This is a genomic window from Streptomyces sp. L-9-10, from assembly GCF_004151105.1.
GTDB lineage: Bacteria > Actinomycetota > Actinomycetes > Streptomycetales > Streptomycetaceae > Streptomyces.
Genome location: NZ_PHRF01000053.1, coordinates 79,804 through 98,631 on the forward strand (window position 1 = coordinate 79,804; position 18,828 = coordinate 98,631).

Consider the following 18,828-nt stretch of genomic DNA (forward strand, 5'->3'; position numbering starts at 1 on the left):
CGCGCTCTTCACTGACCAGTACGAGCTGACGATGCTCCGGGCGGCGCTCCAGGCGGGCACGGCCGACCGGCGCTCGGTCTTCGAGGTCTTCACCCGGCGGCTGCCCGAGGGACGCAGGTACGGGGTGGTGGCCGGCACCGGACGCGTCCTGGACGCCGTGGAGAACTTCCGGTTCGACGCGGATGTCCTGGGCTTCCTCCGGGAGCAGGGGATCGTGGACGGGGCGACGCTTCAGTGGCTGGCCTCGTACCGCTTCAGCGGGGACATCTGGGGTTACCCGGAGGGCGAGGTGTACTTCCCGGGCTCGCCGATCCTGCGGGTCGAGGGCTCCTTCGCCGAGTGCGTGCTGCTGGAGACCGTGATCCTGTCGATCCTCAACCATGACTCGGCGATCGCCGCGGCGGCCTCCCGGATGGCGTCGGCGGCGAGCGGGCGCGGGCTGATCGAGATGGGGGCGCGCCGTACGCACGAGCTGGCCGCGGTCGCCGCCGCGCGCGCCGCGTACGTCGGCGGCTTCGACACCACCTCGGACCTGGCGGCCGGGTTCCGCTACGGCATCCCGACGGTGGGCACCAGCGCGCACGCGTTCACCCTGCTGCACGACAGCGAACGTGACGCCTTCCGGGCGCAGGTCGACTCGCTCGGCCGGGGGACGACGCTGCTCGTCGACACGTTCGACGTGGCCGAGGCCGTACGGACGGCCGTGGAGATCGCGGGCCCCGAGCTGGGCGCCGTCCGGATCGACTCCGGCGATCTGCTGCTGGTCGCGCACCGGGTACGGCAGCAGCTGGACGAGCTGGGCGCGGTGAACACCAAGATCGTGGTGACCTCGGACCTGGACGAGTACGCGATCGCCTCGCTGGCGGCGGCGCCGGTGGACGCGTACGGCGTCGGCACGCAGCTGGTCACCGGCAGCGGGCATCCGACCTGCTCCATGGTCTACAAGATCGTCGCCCGCGCGACCTCCGCCGACCCGAAGGCCCCGCTGCACCCCGTGGCGAAGAAGTCGCTGGGCGGCAAGACCTCCATCGGCGGCCGCAAGTGGGCCGCGCGGCGGCGGGACGCCGAGGGGTACGCCGAGGCCGAGGTGATCGGCACCGGCCCCGTACCGCCGGAGCTGCTGGACCGGCAGCTGCTGGTCGAGCTGGTCAAGGGCGGCGAGATCGTCGCGCGCGAGCCGCTGGACGCCGTGCGCGACCGGCATATCGCGGCGCGCGCGGGGCTGCCGATGTCGGCGATACAGCTGTCGCGGGGCGAGCCCGTGATCCCGACCGAGTACGTGTGAGACCGGGCGGGTGGAGGAAGGCGTACGTGCGAGGCGGAGGGGGCCGTGGTAGCGGTGGGGGAACGGGACCGTACCGGACAGGGCCTAGACCTCCCGCGACGGCGGCGGAGTCTCTAGGCTCGAAAACGTCCCCGAACAGCCCCCGTCACGCGCCCCGGTACTTCCCCTCCCCCGGCACCACCCGCTCCCCATCGAAGGATGACCGCCATGCACCGCGCATTGATCGTCGTAGACGTGCAGAACGATTTCTGTGAGGGCGGCAGCGTCCCGGTGGCGGGTGGCTCCGAGGTGGCCGCCGCCGTCACCGACCTGATCGGCCGCGCGACCCCCGGATACCGCTATGTGGTCGCCACCCGCGATCACCACATCGACCCCGGTGATCACTTCGCGGCGCCGCCGGCCGTCCCCGACTTCGTCCACAGCTGGCCGGTGCACTGCGTGGCGGGCACGGAGGGTGTGGGTTTCCACCCGAACTTCGCCCCGGCCGTCGCCTCCGGCGCGATCGACGCGGTCTTCGACAAGGGCGCGTACTCGGCGGCCTACAGCGGCTTCGAGGGCGCCGACGAGAACGGCGTCGGGCTGGCGGACTGGCTGCGGGCGCGTGCGGTCGCCGAGGTCGACGTGGTCGGGATCGCCATGGACCACTGCGTACGCGCCACGGCGCTGGACGCGGTCCGTGAGGGCTTCGTCACGCGCGTACTGCTCGACCTGACAGCCGGCGTGGCCCGGGAGACCACGGAGCGGGCCATGGAGGAGCTGCGCGAGGCGGGTGCGGAGCTGACCGGCAAGCCGGTCGTCCAGGCCGCCTGAGGCGGTTCGCCCGGATCCGCCCTCAACCGCCCTCAGCCGTCCTCAGCCGTCCTCAAGCTGGTACTGAGGGCCCTCTGCGGACCCTCTCCTCGCCTCCTCCGGCTCTCCTCGGACCTTCAGGAGGCCCCTCAGTACCCCGCCCTCGCCGCGGGCCTCAGCAGCGCCCGTATCGGCTGCCAGAGCTGCTCCAGGCACTCCGGTGTGGTCCGCCACAGCAGGCCGTCCGGGTGGTGGAGCACCGCGGTGATCTCGTCCGGTGTCGGGGGCTCCGCGTTGCCCCGCAGATAGACCGCCCGCAGCCCCAGGTTCCGCAGCCTGGTCAGGGCGCGGGCCCGGTTCGCGGCGTGCACCAGAACGCGCACCGTGCCGCCCTCGGCCGCCGGGCTGGGCAGGGTCAGTGCCACCACCACCGTGCCGTTCGGGAGCTTGCTGAAGCCTCCGCCTGCCATGTCCTTCATCTCCCCCGTGAGACATCGTGTCAATAAAGGATCGTAGGACGCACCTAAACACGAACGGCCGCCGCCCGCTAGAGGGCGACGGCCGATCATGCACTTGACCTGCGGTTACTTGAGGTTACTTACCGGAAGGTCCCACCTTGACCGTCATCGTCTGCCCGTCCAGGGGCTGGCTGACGATGCTGATCCTGGTGTTCGTGTCAGTTACCCGGACGCTTCCGCCCTTGTTCTCCTCGTTCCAGTAGGTGCCCTTGCGGTCGTCGAAGACCGGGGCACCGAGCTGCGGAGCGATCCGCGTCAGCTTGTCCGCCTTGTGCAGCGACAGACCGGAGGTCGGCCACCAGCTGAACGTCGAGTCGTACGCCTGGATCCTGTTGCGCATCAGCGTGCCGTCCGCCCACTTCAGCGGCTTGGCGTGCGCGTCGACCGGCAGGATCAGACCCTGGCCGGGGTGCTCGCTGGTGTTGTTGTTCTTCTGCGAGGTGTCCCACTGCCAGATCAGCAGACCGGGCTGGTACGCGAAGTGCTCGACCTTGCCGTCGTTCGGCGCGGTGAAGCCGAAGTTGTACGGGCCGACCTTGAGGGTCTTGTCGTACGAGACGTACTGACGGTTCTCGGCGATGTAGTACTGGTCGTAGTCCTGGGTGAACGACTCACCGATGCGCGAGAAGCCCTTCGCGGTCCAGCCCGCGTCGTCGCCCTCGGCGTTGTCCGTGAACACCGGCGCGCCGTCGGCGACCAGGTTGATCTCGTCCGCGGTGAAGCCCTTGCCGCCCGCGCCGCCGTCCGTCTGGTAGCGGAAGCGGAGGTCGATCTTCTTGCCCGCGTAGGCGTCCAGCGAGTACACGAGCTTCTTGTACGCGCCCGAGACACCGGTCAGCGTCGGCTTGTCGGCGGCGTCACGGGGGATCGACTTGCCGTCGGCCGTGCCGTCGACCGGCGTGAAGCTGGCGCCGCCGTCCGTCGACACCTCGGTGTAGAGGTAGTCGTAGTCGGCCTCGATGTCCCACCAGCCCTGGAGCTCCAGCGACGCCGTGGACTTGCCGGTCAGATCGACCGAGCGGGTGAGGGTGTTCTTGAGGTCGTCACCCATGTCGCTCCACCACTGCTTGGAGCCCTCGGTGGGCTTCACCACGGTGGTGGTCGTGGACTTCTTGGGCAGGTCGACGATGAGCGCCTGCGGGTTCTTGGTGTTGTACTCGGAGACGCCCAGCTTGTGGACCGAGTTCGTCGCGGCCTTGGCCTTGGCGTAGTTGAGCCAGCCGAGCTGGAGCTTGTCCCAGGCGGTCATGTCGCCCGGCAGGTCGCCGATCTCGTTCTTGCCGGTGCCCAGCCAGGAACCCGACGACATCAGGGTCCAGAAGGCGGTGGAGTTCTCGCCGCCCGCGGTGTCGTACAGGTCGGGCAGGCCCAGGTCGTGGCCGTACTCGTGGGCGAAGACGCCGAGGCCGCCGTTCTCCGGCTGCATCGTGTAGTCGCCGACCCAGATGCCGGAGTCGCCGATCTGCGTGCCGCCGGCCTTGTTGTCGGCCGGGCCCGTGCTGCCCGCGTTCGTGCCGTACGCGTACCAGCGGTGCGCCCACAGGGCGTTCTCGCCCTCGGCGCCGCCGCCGGCCGACTCGTCCTCGCCCGCGTGCACGATCTGGAAGTGGTCGATGTAGCCGTCGGGCTCGTTGAAGTTGCCGTCGTTGTCGAAGTCGTAGCGGTCCCACTGGTCGTACTGGGCGAGGTCCGCCTTGATCTCGGCGTCCGACTTGCCCTGCGCCTTCTGGTCCGCGGTCCAGGCGGTGACACCGTCGCGCACCGCGTCCCAGACGTTGGCGCAGTTGCTGCTGCCGCAGTAGTTCGAGCCGTAACGGGCCTCGTTGTAGTCGACCTTGACCCAGTCGGAGACCTCGCCCTCGACCGAGTAACGGCCGGAAGAGGTCTTCTCGTAGTAGGTCTTGAGCGACTCCTTCTGCTTGCCGCTCGCGTCCTTGCCCTCACCGAAGTAGAGGTCCTGGAAGTGGGCCTGGTTGTAATCGGCCTGCCAGGCGGTGGAGTTGTCGACCTTGCGGTCGGGCTCGGCTATCTCGTTGTGCTGGGGGCCGGGCTCGCCGCCGAACTTCTTGACGGGCGGCTGCGGCCCGTCGGGGCCGTCCGGGTCGTACATCGTGGTGTCGTCGACCTTGTCGCCGAACTCCACGAGGATGGTGAAGATCTTGTCGGTCTTCTCCCGGCCCAGCTCGACGTACTTCTTGTCGCCGAGCTTGACCACCTGGGAGCCGCCGCGCTTCTGCACGCTGGCGTCACCGGCGATGACCTGCTGGAGAGCCGCCTCGCGCTGCTGCGCCTGCTGCTTGCTGAACGGGCCGTCCAAGTCGTGTTCGACATGGCCCTTCTGGGGCGCCGGGTCACGGCGCTCGATGTCCGCGGAGCCGGACGCGGGGTTGCCCTGGGCCTGAGCCGTGGTGAAGGCTGAGGCCGTGGCAGCGGTCGCGGCCAGAGCCACGATCACCGCGGACAGTCTTCTCGCCCGTCGATTGCTGATCACTTGATGCTTGTCCTCCCCGGCGCACGCGATCCGCGGACCGGGAGTGATGGATCCGCGCGCGTATGCGCGTCATAAGTGACGACATTGGACCGGAGTTAAGGAAGAAAAGACAGACCTTGACTTGGACCGGTCAACTGCACTATGCGGCCTTCCGGTTCCGTTATGCGGACATGACTCCAGAGCCGGACGATTTCGGACAACCGGCGCACCGATACGGCCAGTCGGCACGGGGCGTGACTCGATGCGCCCCCCGTGCACCGGCACCGTGGGTGAGGTCACGCTTACTACTCGCTCCGCTCGGGCATCCACCGTCGTAGAGTCGCTTGGGAGTGCGACCCGCCCTGCGACGTACGTGCGAGACCGACGAAGCACCCCCAACACCCCCGAATATGACGCCCCTAGGACGGATTCCGCCATGCCGCGTCCGACTGCCGCACAGCTCGCCTACGGCACCGCCACCGTCGTCTGTTCCACCCTCGTCATGCTTCTGCTCTCCGGCACCACCGCCGGTCTCGGCATCGCGGTGATCGGAATCGCCGCTCTGAGCCTGGGACTGCTGGTCGCCCTGACCCTCCCGGCCAACAGCCGCGCCGCGACGGCGCGTACGGCCCCCGCGCCGCGGCCCGCCACGCCCCCGGCGTCGAGCGCACAGCTGCCGGGACAGCGGGCAGGAGAGCCGGCGGGACAGCGGGCGGGACAGCGGGCCGAGGCCCGGATGGGCCAGCCCTCACTGCGCCGCTGACACCACGACCGTTCTGGCGGCCTTGTCGTGCAGGCCCTGCCGGTAGGGCCTGCTGGCCACGATCGACACGATGATGATGGCCCACCAGATACAGAGGCAGCACAGCAGCGCCGGCACCCAGAGGACCACCGCGCGCAGCAGCGCGGAGCCGGTGTCGGGGACCGCTCCGTCGTTGAGCATCGCGACGCGCAGCTTCAGCCAGCGTTTGCCGAGGGTCTGCCCGTGCCTGCGGTTCAGCAGAGTGTCGTACGAGACGAACAGCACGATCGAGATGACCGACCAGATCCACTGCGTGCCGGTATTCACCTGATCGGTGACCTCGTCCCACGCGCCGGTGCTGTTCGCGGTGTTCCAGCCCCCGACGAACAGCGACACGATCCCCAGCGGGATGAAGATGATCAGGGCGTCGATGACCCGGGCCAGGAAGCGCGTACCGAACGGCGCGAGCGGCGGCATCCCGGCGAGCGGATCCGTGCCGCCGTACGGCCCCTGGCCATAGGCGTCGGAACCGTACGGGGAGCCGGGGGGCGGCTGCCCGCCGGCGCCGCCGTAGGGGGCACCGTACGGGGAGTCGTACGGAGATCCCGGCGGCGGGCCCTGCGACGGCGGAGGCTCCCCTGGTGGAGGCCCCTCGTGCGAGGGCCCCTCGGACGAGGGCCCCTGCGGCTTCTTGAGGAACGGGTCTTCCTCGGGGGGCTCGCCGGGCGGCGGCTGATCATGGCTCATGTGGGCAGTGCACCGCGCCGGGCAGGGGCCCGCAACGGCTTGCCCGCCGTTCGGAGGAACGCCCGGCCGAGGACGGCCCGGCCGTCGGATCGACGGCCTGACGTCAGATCACCGGCCCGGACGTCAGACCTCCGGCTGCCGGATCACCGGCTGCCGCCCGGCCCTCAGCCCGACACGAACGTATGGGCCGCCTTGTCGTGCCAGCACTGCCGCCAGGGCCGGTCGATCAGACACCAGAGCACATTGAGGACGCCCACCACGAGCACCCCCAGTACGCCGTAGACCAGCCAGCGGCGCAGCGCGGCGCCGAACGCCGGGGCCTCGTGGGTCTCGATGTCCCGTACGTCGAGACCGCACAGCTTCTTGCCCAGTGTGCGGCCCCACTTGGCGGTCGGCAGCGCCTCGTAGAGCACCCCGACGATCAGCAGCGCGACGAGCGCGCCGCCCAGACAGGCCCCGGTCGTGCCGTCGAGCAGCCAGACGGTGACGGTCTCGCCGGTCTGTTCGGCCGCCGCGATCTTGTCGTCGATATGGGCGAGGGCCTTGGACACCAGCGGGAAGGCGAGGGCGCCGACGATCGCGCCCAACACCACGGTGTCGATCAGCCGGGCCGCGAAGCGCTTGCCGAGAGCCGCGGGCCTGGCGTTCGCCTGGGCCTGCGCGGCTTGCAGGAACGGGTCGTTGACCGGGGGCTTCCAGGGCACGACGGGCTGGTCCGGCTGGTCGGAACGGCCGTGCTGACCCGGCTGACCGGGGTGGCCCTGCTGCGCGAGCGGGTGCGCCTGCTGGGCCCAGGACGCCGCGCCACCGCCGGTGCCGGGGCTGACGGGCGCGTTCTGGCCGGCCGCGGGCGAGGACTGCTGCGGCACGGGAAGCGGCGACGGCTCCGCCGCCCGGCCCGTACCGGCGACGCCCTGGGTCAGCGCGCCGAGCGTCATGGTGCCGTCGGGCCGCGCCGTACCGCCGGCCGGGGCGTCCTCGTCCTTCGCGCGGCGGGCGGCGCGCAGGGCGCGGATGGCCATCGTGCTGTCGACCGATGGCTGCCCGCTCTCGCGGGGAGCGGGCGTCTCTCCCGCGCCCGCGCCCTCTCCGGAACCGGACGCGGACGCGGAACCGGACGCGGAACCGATGCCCGAGCCGGAGCCGATGCCTTGGCCGGAGCCGGGCCTGACGCCACGTCGCAGGCCGCGGATCGCGACCGTACCGTCGGTGAGCGGCGGACCGTCGCCTGACCCCGGCCCGGAATCGGATCCGGAGCCCGCACCGGGACCCAGCGCGCGTACACCGGGCAAGGCGCCGCCGGTCGGATCGCCCGGCGTGGGCGCGGGCAGTTCACGGGCGGGCTCGGGCGCCTGGCCCGGAACGCGCGGATCCGGCCGGGCCGCTCCCCAGGACACCCGGGCGTCGCGCTCACCGCCGAAGCCGGTCTGCCGCGAGGCGTCGGCCTGCCACGCGGACGCCGGTTCCTGGCGGGGCCCCTCGGGAGGGTCCTCGTCGAAGAAGACCGGCCCGGTCTCCTCGACGGCGGCGGGCGGAGTGGAGGCGGCCGGACCCGCGGGGGTGGCACCGGGCGCCGCCTCCCCGTCCTGCGGCGCGGGCCGGCTCGTGCCGGGCACCCAGGCCGCGCCGTTCCAGTACCGGACATATCCAGGGATGGACGGATCCGGGTAAAACCCTTCCCGGGGTACGTTCCCGCCGTCACCAGGAGGAGTAGCCACTGACCCCAACTCCGTTCACTCACACCATTGTCCAAGGAGGACAGTAACGAAGAACACGAGGCCCTGAGGAAGGAGACCGGCAGAAACGGCCGCGTTCGAGCGGCGGACCGCGGACGCCGATGCGAAGCGTGAGGCTACGGGGTGGGATTCGTTCGCCAGGGCGTACGGAACACCGTACGCACGTGCCCGCCCGCGTGGCGAGCCCCCCGTCCGGTCACCGTCCCGCCACCGTCCGGTCCTGCCCGGGACGCGTGTGCCGGAAGTCCCGGAAACTCATCGCCGAAAGTCGCGTCATAGTCGGCGTGGTGGCGCCTCTCGACTGGTACGGCCCCCGCATCGGGCCACTCGCCAGGAAAGGAAGTGCCGCTCATGCACACCGTGGTGGAACGCGAACTGGAACTGAATCTGGTGCTGTCGCCCGAGCGCGGCGTCCCCGTCCCGGCCCGGCTGACCTACCGCACGGACGATCCGTACGCAGTGCACATCACCTTCCACATCGGTTCGGACACCCCCGTGCACTGGACCTTCGCCCGCGAGCTGCTGGTGGAAGGGGTGTTCAGGCCCTGCGGGCACGGCGATGTACGGATCTGGCCGACGAAGGTCGGCGGGCGCACCGTCCTGTGTGTCGCCCTCTCCTCGCCCGACGGCGACGCCCTGCTCGAGGCGCCCTGCGGGGCGGTGTCCGCGTGGCTGGAGCGGACGCTGCGGATCGTGCCACCGGGTACGGAGTCCGAGCAGCTCGGCCTCGACGACGGGCTGGCCGCGCTGCTGACCCCGACACCGGCCGACGATCTGTGGCTGCGGGACCCATGGCCCTCGGACGGGTCGGTGGACGACGAGGCCTAGAAGAGCTTCCCCGGGTTGAGCAGGCCCAGCGGGTCGAACGTCCGCTTGATGCCCCGCTGCAACTCCAGGCCCACCGGCCCCAGCTCGCGCGACAGCCACTCCTTCTTGAGGGTGCCCACGCCGTGTTCGCCGGTGATCGTGCCGCCGAGTTCGAGACCGAGCGCCATGATCTCGTCGAAGGATTCCCGGGCCCGCCGTGACTCGTCCGGGTCGGCCTGGTCGAAGCAGACGACGGGATGGGTGTTGCCGTCGCCCGCGTGGGCGCAGACGCCGATGGTCAGGCCGTACTTCTCGGCGATGGCCGACGTGCCGTCCAGCATCTCGGCGAGACGCGAGCGGGGCACGCAGACATCATCGATCATCGTGGCCGACTTGACGGTCTCCAGCGCGGTGAGCGACAGGCGCCGGGCCTGGAGCAGCAGTTCCGACTCGGCGGCGTCCTCGGCGGGGACCACATCGGTGGCACCGGCCGCCGTGCACAGCTCGCCGACGGCGGCCAGATCGGCCGCGGGGTCGGGGGTGTCGAAGGCCGCGAGCAGCAGCGCCTCGGTGGTGTCGGGGAGGCCCATGTTGGCCATCGCGTTGACGGCGCGGATGGTCGTACGGTCCATGAGTTCGAGGAGGGACGGGGTGTGGCCGCGCTCCATGATCCGGCAGACGGCGTCGCAGGCGGCGGCAGCGGAGGCGAACTCGGCGGCCAGTACGAGTTGCTGGGGCGGCTGCGGCCTGAGGGCGAGTACGGCCTTGACGACGATGCCGAGACTGCCCTCCGAGCCGACGAAGAGCCGGGTCAGGTCGTAGCCGGCGACGCCCTTGGCGGTGCGACGGCCGGTGGTCAGGAGCCGGCCGTCGGCGAGGACGACATCCAGGCCGAGGACGTACTCCGCGGTGACGCCGTACTTGACGCAGCACAGTCCGCCGGAGGCGGTGCCGATGTTCCCGCCGATGGTGCACATCTCCCAGCTGGACGGGTCCGGCGGGTAGTAGAGGCCCTGCTCGCCGACGGCGCGGGAGAGCGTCGCGTTGATGACACCCGGCTCGACGACGGCGATCCGGTCGACGGGGTTGATCTCCAGGATCCGGTCCATTTTCGTCAGGGAGAGGACGATGCACCCGTCCGAGGCGTTCGCGGCGCCCGACAGCCCCGTACGGGCCCCCTGCGGCACGACGGGGACGCGCAGCGCGGTCGCCGTGCGCATCACGTGCTGGACGTGTTCGACCGTGCGCGGCAGCACCACCACGGAGGGCGTGCCCGCCTCGCAGAAGCTCGCCATGTCGTTGGCGTAGGAGGCCGTGACGTCGGGGTCGGTGATCAGGGCTTCAGCGGGGAGCCCCGCCCGCAGCTGTGCGAGGAGATCGTCCATGATCCCAGACTCGCATCCGGGGCCATCGGTGTGAACCCGTCTGCGATCCACCACGGCAAGTCGGGGTGTGCTCTTCATATTGACGCACAGTAATCGCCATGAACGCCATGAAAACGGAGCAGGTCAGACAGGTCAGAAGGGCGGCGCTGGCCGTCGGCGTGGGGGCGATGCTGGTCGGGGGCGTACTGCTGTTCGTCCCCGACGAGGACGCGGCGCCCCCGCAGGGCCCCGAGGCGCGGGCGCGGGCCGCGGTGGGCGTGGGGGCACCGGCCGCGCTGTCGGATCTGACCGCGCTCATCCGCGAGCGGGAGAACTGGCTGCGGACGCACCCCGAGGACGGACAGGCGTGGGCGGTGCTCGGCTCGGCGTATGTGGAGCGCGGGGTCGCGGCGGCGGATCCGGCCTACTACCCGAAGGCCGACCGGGCGCTCCAGCGGTCGCTGGCGGTGCAGCCGGGCGGGCCGGGCGAGGGGCAGGCGCGGGGCGCCGGTTCCGGATCCGCGTCCGGGTCAGGGGCCGGGTCCGGGTCCGGGTCAGGCAAGGACGGCAGGGGCGCGGAGGACGGCAAGCCCGGCAAGGGCAGCAGGGCGGGCAACCCGGAGGCGCTCGTGGGGCTGGCCTCACTGGCCAACGCGCGCCATGACTACGTGGCCGCCAGGCGGTGGGGCGAGTCGTTGCGGGCGCAGCGGCCCGGGGCGTGGACGTCGTATCCGGTGCTGATCGACGCGTACACCGGCGTGGGCGACTACAAGGCGGCGGGCAGGGCGCTGGAGAAGCTGCGCGAACTGCACTCGGGGGCGCCGGTACTGATCCGCGCCGCCGAGGTGTACCGCGACCGCGGCCGGAGCGAGGACGCGGTGGCCAAGGCCACCGACGCGGCGGCGCGCGCCGGATCGCCCGCGGAGCGCGCGAAGGCGCTGGACACGCTGGGCGAGCTGGCCCTGGAACGGGGCGAGCCGACCGAGGCACTGGGCCATTACGAGGCGGCGCTGACGGCGGCGCGCGGCCGGGCCCAGTCACTGGCCGGGCGCGCGAGGGCGCTCGCCGCGATGGGCAGGGCGGACGAGGCGACGCGCGAGTACCAGACGGCGCTCGCCAAGCTGCCCCGGCCCGAATACGCCCTGGACCTGGGCGAGTTGTACGACTCGCTGGGGCTGGACGGGGATGCGCAGACGCAGTACGAGACGCTGCGGGAACGGGCCGAGCGTGCCCAGGGGCACGGGGTGAACGAGGAGCTGGTCCTCGGCCGCTTCGAGGCCGACCACGGCGATCCGCAGGCGGCGGTCGCGCGGCTGCGTGCGGAGTGGGCGCAGTCGCACCGGAACATGGAGGTCGCGGACGCGCTGGGCTGGGCGCTGTACCGGGCGGGCCAGGGGCGCGAGGCGCTGGCGTACGCGACGAAGGCGACCGAGCCGGGACGGCGGAGCGCGCTGTTCTCGTACCACCGCGGGGAGATCGAGCGGTCGCTGGGGATGTACGGCGCGGCCCGCCGCCATATCGAGGAGGCTCTGCGGACCGATCCGCACTTCTCGCCGCTGCTGGCGCCGCAGGCCCGGGAGGCGCTGGACGCGCTCGGCGAACCGGAGGAGGGCGGGCCGAAGGACTTCTACGGCTCGGGGCCCGAGAAGCCCACGCTGGAGCGCAGAGAGTTGGCGCCCCCGCCGCAGGTCTGAGATCCGCGGGTCCGCGAGCACGCGGATCCGGGAGCACGCGGATCCGAGAGTCAGGGCGCGTGCCGGGGGCTTCCCGCTCCCCGGCACGCGCCACGCGTCACGCACTCCGTCGGATCGGCCCGTCGGACAGATCGATCCGTCGGATCAGAGGTTGCCGCGCTTCTCCTGCTCGCGCTCGATCGCCTCGAAGAGCGCCTTGAAGTTGCCCTTGCCGAAGCCCATCGAGCCATGGCGCTCGATCATCTCGAAGAAGACGGTCGGCCGGTCCTGGACGGGCTTGGTGAAGATCTGGAGCAGATACCCGTCCTCGTCGCGGTCCACCAGGATCTTCAGCTCACGCAGCGTCTCCACGGGCACCCGCGTCTCGCCCGCCCACTCGCCGAGCGTGTCGTAGTACGAGTCGGGGGTGTCGAGGAACTGCACGCCCGCCGCCCGCATGGCCCGTACGGACCCGACGATGTCGTTCGTGGCGAGCGCGATGTGCTGGACGCCGGCCCCGCCGTAGAACTCCAGATACTCGTCGATCTGCGACTTCTTCTTGGCGATCGCGGGCTCGTTGATCGGGAACTTCACCTTGAGCGTGCCGTCGGCGACGACCTTCGACATGAGCGCGGAGTACTCGGTGGCGATGTCGTCGCCCACGAACTCCTTCATGTTCGTGAAGCCCATGACCTTGTTGTAGAAGCCGACCCACTCGTTCATCTTCCCGAGCTCGACATTGCCCACGCAGTGGTCGATGGCCTGGAAGGTGCGCTTGGCGGCGGGCTCGACGATCGGGGTCGCGGCGGTGAAGCCCGGCAGGTACGGCCCGTCGTAGCCGGAGCGTTCGACGAGGGTGTGGCGGGTCCTGCCGTACGTGGCGATCGCGGCGAGGACGACCGTGCCGTGCTCGTCCTTGATCTCGTACGGCTCCTGGAGGCCGCGGGCGCCGTGCTCGGTGGCGTAAGCGTAGGCAGCCCGCGCGTCCGGCACCTCGATCGCGAGGTCGACCACGCCGTCGCCGTGCTCGGCGACATGGTCCGTGAGGAAGCGGCCCCACTCGGTGGACGGCTTGATGACGGACGTCAGGACGAAGCGGGCCGCGCCGTTGGTGAGCACGTAACTCGCGGTCTCGCGGCTGCCGTTCTCCGGTCCGGAGTAGGCGACGAGCTTCATGCCGAAGGCCGTGGAGTAGTAGTGCGCGGCCTGCTTGGCGTTGCCGACGGCGAAGACGACCGCGTCCATTCCCTTGACCGGGAAGGGGTCGGCCTCGCGCGCGGTGCGGGGAGCGGTGTCGATGTGCATCGAGGTGTCAGCCATGGGCTCACCCTCCCGCCGTTCCACAAGGTGCGCAACAGTTCGCTGATTCACTGGGCAATATGTAGACCGGATGACCAGAATGGCGAGGCTATCTGCACAGTATGACTACGTTTGATTCGGCAACGTCTTGGGGAGCGGACCATGAGCATCGACGGACTCGACGGCCGGCTGATCGTGCTGCTCGCGCGGGAGCCCAGGATTGGGGTGCTGGAGGCATCGCGCCGGCTCGGGGTGGCCCGCGGCACGGTGCAGGCACGGCTCGACCGGCTTCAGTCGAACGGGGTGATCAGGGGTTTCGGCCCGACCGTGGATCCGGCCGCGCTCGGCTACCCCGTCACCGCCTTCGCCACGCTGGAGATCAAGCAGGGGCAGGGCGCCGATGTACGGGCCCATCTGACCACCGTCCCCGAGGTGCTCGAACTGCACACCATCACGGGTCAGGGAGACATGCTCTGCCGTCTCGTGGCCCGTTCCAACGCCGATCTGCAACGGGTGATCGACCGGGTCGTCGGTTTCGACGGCATCGTGCGGGCCGCCACGGCGATCGTCATGGAGAACCCCGTACCGCTGCGGATCATCCCGCTGGTGGAGCAGGCGGCCGAGGACTCCGCAGGCGACGCCGCCGGAGGGTGAGCCGGGGGTTCGGTCGGGGGTCGGCCGGGGCCGCCTCCGGGGAACGGTGCGTCAAGAAGGCGCAGCGCTTCGCGGGGCCTTCCCCAGGACGTGTTCCCGCCCCCACAGACCGAGCGGCTGGAGGGCGACCCCCAGGGCGACACCGCGCTCGGTCAGCGCGTACTCGACGCGCGGCGGGATCTCGTCGTACACCTCACGGGAGACGATGCCGTGCGTCTCCAGCTCACGCAGCTGGCTGGTGAGGACCTTCTCCGTGACACCGGGGAGCATCCGGCGAAGCTCGCCGAAGCGGCGCGGGCTCTCGTCCAGCGCCCAGAGGATCAGCACCTTCCACTTTCCGCCGATCACATCCATGGCCGCGTCGATCCCGCAGTGATACGCGTCGGGCGCGCCCGGCCTGCCCACGGTCGCCATCGTCCTCGGTCCCCCTCTCCGACTCTCCGACCTGGTCACATACCTCGGGGGAACCGCCCACTTCGGAGTGCGTACTTGTTGGTCCCCGCGCCATCGACCAGCTTATTCGTCATGACCGACAACGTTTCTGACGCTCTTTCCTCTTCCTCTTCCTCTTCCTCTTCCCTTTCCCCCTCCCCCGCCCCCGCCTTTTCGTCGTCCTCTTCTCCCCGTTCCCTCTCGCTGCTCGGGCTCGGAGCCATGGGGACGGCCTTCGCCCGTGCCTGGCTCGCCGCCGGATACTCCGTGACCGTCTGGAACCGGACGCCGGGCCGGGCCGACGCCCTGGTGGCCGAGGGCGCCACGGCCGCCGCGAGCGCCGCCGAGGCGGTGGCCGCGAACGCGCTGGTCGTCACCTGCCTGCTGGACGACGCCTCGGTCGGGGCGGCGCTGGAGGGTACCGACCTGACCGGCAAGGACCTGGTGGACGTCACCACCGGAACACCGGCCCAGGCACGGGCGCGCGGCGAATGGGCCGGGGCGCGCGGGGCCCGCTTCCTCAGCGGCGGGATCATGGCCGTACCGCCGATGATCGGGGTTCCCGAGGCGGGCGGCTATGTCTTCTACAGTGGCTCGCACGAGCTCTTCGAGACGCACGGAGCGGCTCTGGCGGTCCCGGCCGGCACGCGTTACGTCAGCGAGAACGCCGGCCACGCCGCCCTCCAGGACGTGGCGCTGCTGAGCGGGATGTACGGCATGCTCGCGGGCATCACGCACGCCTTCGCTCTGGTGCGCGGGGAGGCGGACATCTCACTCAAGGAGTTCACACCGCTGCTGAGCGATTGGCTGACGTCGATGGCCCCGGTGATCGAGCAGGTCGCCGACCAGCTGGCGAGCGGCGACTACGCGTCGGACGTCGCCTCCAGCCTGGCGATGCAGGTCGCCGGGATCCCGGCCTTCGTGGGGACGGCGCACGAGCAGGGGGTGAGCCCCGAGCTGCTGACCCCGTACTTCGACCTGATGAAGCGGCGGCTGGAGGGTGGTCATGGGGCGGAGGGCGTCACGGGGATCGTCGATCTGCTGACGCCTGACGCCTGACGCTGACACCTGACACCTGACACCTGACCCAACGGCTGACGCCTCCCGCCGGACGAACAGGGCCGGATCGGGATCACGAACGTAGTCATGCAAAGACTTCCTTGCAAAGAATGTGTTGCAAAGAAGCCTTTGCGTGACTACGTTAGAGGCATGCCCGAGCCTGTAGACCCCGAAGAGCCGGTAGAACCCGTAGAACCTGTTGAGCCTGTTGAGCCGGCAGAAACCCGGCCGCGGCCGTGGCCCACGAACCCCAAGCAGCGCACCCTCGACGCGCGCTCGCTCCGCGGTCTGGCCCACCCCTTGCGGATGCGGCTGCTGAGCACCCTCCGCCACGACGGCCCCGGCACCGCCTCCCAGCTCGCCGAGCAGCTCGGCGAGTCCAGCGGCGCCACCAGCTATCACCTGCGACAGCTCGCCACGCACGGTTTCGTCGAGGACGACCCGACGCGGGGAAAGGGCCGCGAGCGGTGGTGGAGGGCCACCGACGAGGGCACGACGTTCAGCCCCGACCTGCACACCGACAGCAACCCGGCGGTACGCGGCGCGGTCGACCTCTTCCTGCACGAGGTGGCCAACATCCACACCCAGGAGCTCGCCACCTGGCTGGGGACCGCGAGTGACTGGCCCAGGGAGTGGTCGAACTCCGCGGACCTCAGCGACTTCACCCTGCGCCTGACCGCCGAGCAGCTGCACGAGATGAACGAGAAGCTGCACGAGGTCGTCGAGAGTTACCGCTCGGCCGGTCCCGGCGACGGGGAAGCCCCACAGGTCCGCGTCCATCTGCATTCCTTCCCCCGCACAGGTTCCACCGACAGAAGCTGAAGGAGACCCGCTGTGCACCCCGCCGCGCACCCCGACATACATCTCCGGCTGCACGCCCTGCGCGCCGCCGAACTGCACCACGAGGCCGCCGCGTTCCGGCTCCGCCCGCCGCGCGCGAACCTCCGTACCCGACTCGGCTGGTCCCTGGTCGAGTTGGGGCTGCGCCTCGTCGACCGGCCGACGATGTCCCGGCGCCGGCTCGTACGGCCGTACGCCGCATGACCCGGACGGCCGACACCGGACGCGGCACTGACGACCGGCGGCCCTTCGTCGCCACCCTCGCCGCCAACACCATCTCCATCGCCGGGAGTTCACTCACCCTGATCGGAGTGCCCTGGTTCGCTCTCCAGACCACCGGAAGCCCGGCCAAAGCCGGGGTCGTCGCCTTCTGCGCGACGCTGCCGGTCGTCGTCTCCGCCGTCGTCGGCGGTCCGGTCATCGACCGGCTCGGACGGCGGCGGATCTCCGTCGCCTCCGACCTGATCTGCGGACTCGCCGTGGCGGCGGTCCCGCTCCTGCACTTCGCGGGCGTGCTGGAGTTCTGGATGCTGTGCGCGCTGATGGCCGTCAGCGGCCTTGTCCACTCCCCGGGGATCACCGCCCGCTACGTCCTGCTGCCGGACCTCGCCGAACGCGCCGGGACGACCCTGCCGCGCGCCGCGAGTCTGTACGACGCGGCCTCGCGCGGCGCGCGGATGATCGGCGCCGCGCTTGCCGGACTGCTGATCGCGGTCGTGGGCGCGGAAGCGGTCCTGCTGCTGGACGCCGTGACCTTCGCGGCGTCGGCGGCGCTGATAGCCGCCGGGGTACGGGGGGTACGCGCCGCTGAGCCGCAGCGTCAGAGCCCGGTCTCCCCCGCGACGTACCGCACCGAACTCCGCGAGGGCTATGCCTTCCTGCTCCGTACGCGGCTGCTGCTCGGCATCACGGTGATGGTGATGATCACCAACGGCCTGGACCAGAGCTGGAGTTCGGTCCTGCTGCCGGTCCATGCCCGGCAGGAGCTGGGCGGATCGGCCAGTCTCGGACTGCTCACCGCGCTGTTCGGCGGGGCGGCGCTGCTGGGGGCCCTGCTGTACGGGGCGTACGGCGAACGCTTCCCGCGCCGCGTCGTGTTCGCGGGCGCCTTCCTGCTCTGCGGGGCACCGAAGTTCACCGTGGCCGCGCTCACGGACGGGACCGTCCCACTGGCCGTGACGATGGCCGCGGGCGGGCTGGCGGCCGGCGTGCTGAACCCGATCCTCACCACGGTCATGTACGAGCGCGTGCCGGACGGGCTGCGCAGCCGGGTGTCCAGTGTGACCACGGCGGGAGTCGAACTGACCATGCCGCTCGGCGGTCTGGTCGCGGGCCTCCTGGTCGAGCGCGCGGGGCTGAGCAGCACACTGCTGGCCGTCGGCGGCGTCTATCTCCTGGCGACGCTGAGCCCGCTGGTCTTCCCTGCCTGGCGCACCATGGAACGGATCCCGGAGAAGGCGAAAGCCGCCGCGGCCACCGACCTCAGCAGCTCGGCACCCGACCCGTCTCGCCCCGCTCCAGCGCCCTGAGCGCCGACACCGCGCCGTTCAGCGTGGTGACCGGGATCAGCCGCATCCCCTTCGGCAGCTCGGTCCCGGCGTCCCCGCACTCCGCCTCCGGGACGAGGAAGACCGTAGCCCCGTCGCGCCCCGCGGCCTGGGTCTTCAGGGACACCCCGCCGACCGCGCCGACCTTGCCGTCGGCGCTGATCGTGCCCGTACCCGCGATCTTGCGGCCGCCGGTCAGATCGCCGCCCGAGCCGTCGCCGTCGAGTTTGTCGACGATGCCGAGGGCGAAGAGCAGCCCGGCGCTGGGGCCGCCGACGTCGGCGAGATGGAGGCTGACGTCGACGGTCTTCGGGTCTTTGCCGAGCAGGCCCAGGGCCGCCTCGGTCGCGGAGTTCTGGGACTCCACCATGTCGTGGGTGTTGTGCCGCTCGATCTCCTTGTCGGACTGCCCCGACGGGTAGACCGCTTCGCGCGGCAGCACGGCGCGGTCCGTACGGAACCAGCCCTCGACGACATCGCCGAAGTCGACATCGGCGGAGGGGCCGGTCGCCACGATGGTCGTCATCCGCAGCTGCCCCTCGGTCTTCCTGGTGGGAGCCCCGCTGATCGTGATGATCTGCCGGCCCCGGTCCGCGCCGAGGACATCCGCGGTCATCCCGGGCTGTGCGACGGAGTACGGCAGCGGAGCGGCCCCGACCACGGCGAACAGCACGACGATCGGGACGGCGCAGAGGGCGAGGGCGCCGGGGCGCGAGAAGCGAGAGAACACGGGTGTCAATCTATCTGGCGCGATCCACCGCCCGGGACGCTGCGTCCCGGCTGCCGGTCCGGTCCGCAGCTCCGGTCCACAGGACCGGTCCACAGGACCGCGGGGCCGGGCGTACCTACCGTCCCTCCCGGGCCGC

18 protein-coding genes are annotated in these 18,828 nt (G+C 70.9%); 10 read left to right on the forward strand and 8 right to left on the reverse strand.

The features are described 5' to 3' along the window. The first annotated feature begins 31 nt into the window (after nt 1–31). Both CU044_RS14925 and CU044_RS14930 read left to right on the forward strand, forming a co-directional pair. Nucleotides 32–1,285 carry a nicotinate phosphoribosyltransferase gene (locus tag CU044_RS14925; RefSeq protein WP_240045615.1) on the forward strand — a complete coding sequence of 418 codons (1,254 nt, stop codon included), beginning with the start codon at nt 32–34 and terminating at the stop codon, nt 1,283–1,285. Between the two features lie 207 nt (nt 1,286–1,492). Beyond that, nucleotides 1,493–2,095 carry an isochorismatase family protein gene (locus CU044_RS14930; protein ID WP_129769065.1) on the forward strand — a complete coding sequence of 201 codons (603 nt, stop codon included), beginning with the start codon at nt 1,493–1,495 and terminating at the stop codon, nt 2,093–2,095. A 128-nt stretch (nt 2,096–2,223) separates the two neighbouring features. On the opposite strand, the gene CU044_RS14935 is transcribed toward CU044_RS14930, so the two are convergent. Together CU044_RS14935 and CU044_RS14940 are read right to left on the reverse strand one after the other, a co-directional pair. Next, nucleotides 2,224–2,544, reverse strand: coding sequence for a hypothetical protein (locus CU044_RS14935; protein WP_129769066.1), 321 nt, complete (start codon nt 2,542–2,544; stop codon nt 2,224–2,226). Between the two features lie 124 nt (nt 2,545–2,668). Beyond that, complete coding sequence (locus CU044_RS14940; RefSeq protein ID WP_129769067.1) at nt 2,669–5,083, reverse strand: immune inhibitor A domain-containing protein; 2,415 nt, start codon at nt 5,081–5,083, stop codon at nt 2,669–2,671. Between the two features lie 415 nt (nt 5,084–5,498). On the opposite strand from CU044_RS14940, the gene CU044_RS14945 reads away from it, so the two are divergent. Further along, the gene (locus tag CU044_RS14945) at nt 5,499–5,825 is read left to right on the forward strand and encodes a hypothetical protein (protein ID WP_129769068.1); all 327 of its coding nucleotides are present in this window, start codon (nt 5,499–5,501) and stop codon (nt 5,823–5,825) included. Here the strand turns inward: CU044_RS14945 and CU044_RS14950 are convergent. Together CU044_RS14950 and CU044_RS14955 are read right to left on the reverse strand one after the other, a co-directional pair. Continuing rightward, the gene (locus CU044_RS14950; protein ID WP_129769069.1) at nt 5,811–6,551 is read right to left on the reverse strand and encodes an RDD family protein; all 741 of its coding nucleotides are present in this window, start codon (nt 6,549–6,551) and stop codon (nt 5,811–5,813) included. The two genes, CU044_RS14945 and CU044_RS14950, sit on opposite strands and share 15 nt — an antisense overlap. A 164-nt stretch (nt 6,552–6,715) precedes the next feature. Continuing rightward, nucleotides 6,716–8,269, reverse strand: coding sequence for an RDD family protein (locus CU044_RS14955; RefSeq protein WP_129769070.1), 1,554 nt, complete (start codon nt 8,267–8,269; stop codon nt 6,716–6,718). 369 nt (nt 8,270–8,638) lie between these two features. Between CU044_RS14955 and CU044_RS14960 the strand changes: the two genes are divergently transcribed. After that, entirely contained in the window at nt 8,639–9,115 is a 477-nt protein-coding gene (locus CU044_RS14960; protein WP_129769071.1) for an SsgA family sporulation/cell division regulator, read from the forward strand. On the opposite strand, the gene CU044_RS14965 is transcribed toward CU044_RS14960, so the two are convergent. Then, nucleotides 9,112–10,479 carry an FAD-linked oxidase C-terminal domain-containing protein gene (locus CU044_RS14965; protein WP_129769072.1) on the reverse strand — a complete coding sequence of 456 codons (1,368 nt, stop codon included), beginning with the start codon at nt 10,477–10,479 and terminating at the stop codon, nt 9,112–9,114. The two genes, CU044_RS14960 and CU044_RS14965, sit on opposite strands and share 4 nt — an antisense overlap. Nucleotides 10,480–10,577: 98 nt before the next feature. Between CU044_RS14965 and CU044_RS14970 the strand changes: the two genes are divergently transcribed. Next, a complete protein-coding gene (locus tag CU044_RS14970; protein WP_240045607.1) occupies nt 10,578–12,152 on the forward strand; it encodes a tetratricopeptide repeat protein in 1,575 nt (524 codons plus the stop codon). A 144-nt stretch (nt 12,153–12,296) separates the two neighbouring features. Here the strand turns inward: CU044_RS14970 and hppD are convergent, their stop codons facing one another. Continuing rightward, nucleotides 12,297–13,451: a 4-hydroxyphenylpyruvate dioxygenase gene (gene hppD / locus CU044_RS14975; protein WP_129769073.1), complete on the reverse strand. Its 1,155-nt coding sequence runs from the start codon at nt 13,449–13,451 to the stop codon at nt 12,297–12,299. 141 nt (nt 13,452–13,592) lie between these two features. On the opposite strand from hppD, the gene CU044_RS14980 reads away from it, so the two are divergent. After that, nucleotides 13,593–14,084, forward strand: coding sequence for an Lrp/AsnC family transcriptional regulator (locus CU044_RS14980; protein ID WP_129769074.1), 492 nt, complete (start codon nt 13,593–13,595; stop codon nt 14,082–14,084). A gap of 51 nt (nt 14,085–14,135) precedes the next feature. Here the strand turns inward: CU044_RS14980 and CU044_RS14985 are convergent, their stop codons facing one another. Then, nucleotides 14,136–14,498 carry a helix-turn-helix domain-containing protein gene (locus CU044_RS14985; RefSeq protein WP_129769075.1) on the reverse strand — a complete coding sequence of 121 codons (363 nt, stop codon included), beginning with the start codon at nt 14,496–14,498 and terminating at the stop codon, nt 14,136–14,138. Between the two features lie 240 nt (nt 14,499–14,738). On the opposite strand from CU044_RS14985, the gene CU044_RS14990 reads away from it, so the two are divergent. From CU044_RS14990 to CU044_RS15005, 4 genes are all read left to right on the forward strand, one after another. After that, the gene (locus tag CU044_RS14990; RefSeq protein ID WP_240045609.1) at nt 14,739–15,575 is read left to right on the forward strand and encodes an NAD(P)-binding domain-containing protein; all 837 of its coding nucleotides are present in this window, start codon (nt 14,739–14,741) and stop codon (nt 15,573–15,575) included. Nucleotides 15,576–15,725: 150 nt separating this feature from the next. Further along, nucleotides 15,726–16,397 (forward strand): winged helix-turn-helix domain-containing protein, encoded by a 672-nt coding sequence (locus CU044_RS14995; protein ID WP_129769077.1) that lies wholly within the window; start codon nt 15,726–15,728, stop codon nt 16,395–16,397. Between the two features lie 12 nt (nt 16,398–16,409). Next, nucleotides 16,410–16,619, forward strand: coding sequence for a hypothetical protein (locus CU044_RS15000; protein ID WP_129769078.1), 210 nt, complete (start codon nt 16,410–16,412; stop codon nt 16,617–16,619). Then, nucleotides 16,616–17,944: an MFS transporter gene (locus CU044_RS15005; RefSeq protein ID WP_129769079.1), complete on the forward strand. Its 1,329-nt coding sequence runs from the start codon at nt 16,616–16,618 to the stop codon at nt 17,942–17,944. The genes CU044_RS15000 and CU044_RS15005 overlap by 4 nt, the downstream gene beginning before the upstream one ends. Here the strand turns inward: CU044_RS15005 and CU044_RS15010 are convergent. After that, complete coding sequence (locus tag CU044_RS15010) at nt 17,898–18,692, reverse strand: S16 family serine protease (protein WP_129769080.1); 795 nt, start codon at nt 18,690–18,692, stop codon at nt 17,898–17,900. The genes CU044_RS15005 and CU044_RS15010 overlap by 47 nt on opposite strands. Nucleotides 18,693–18,828 lie beyond the last annotated feature (136 nt).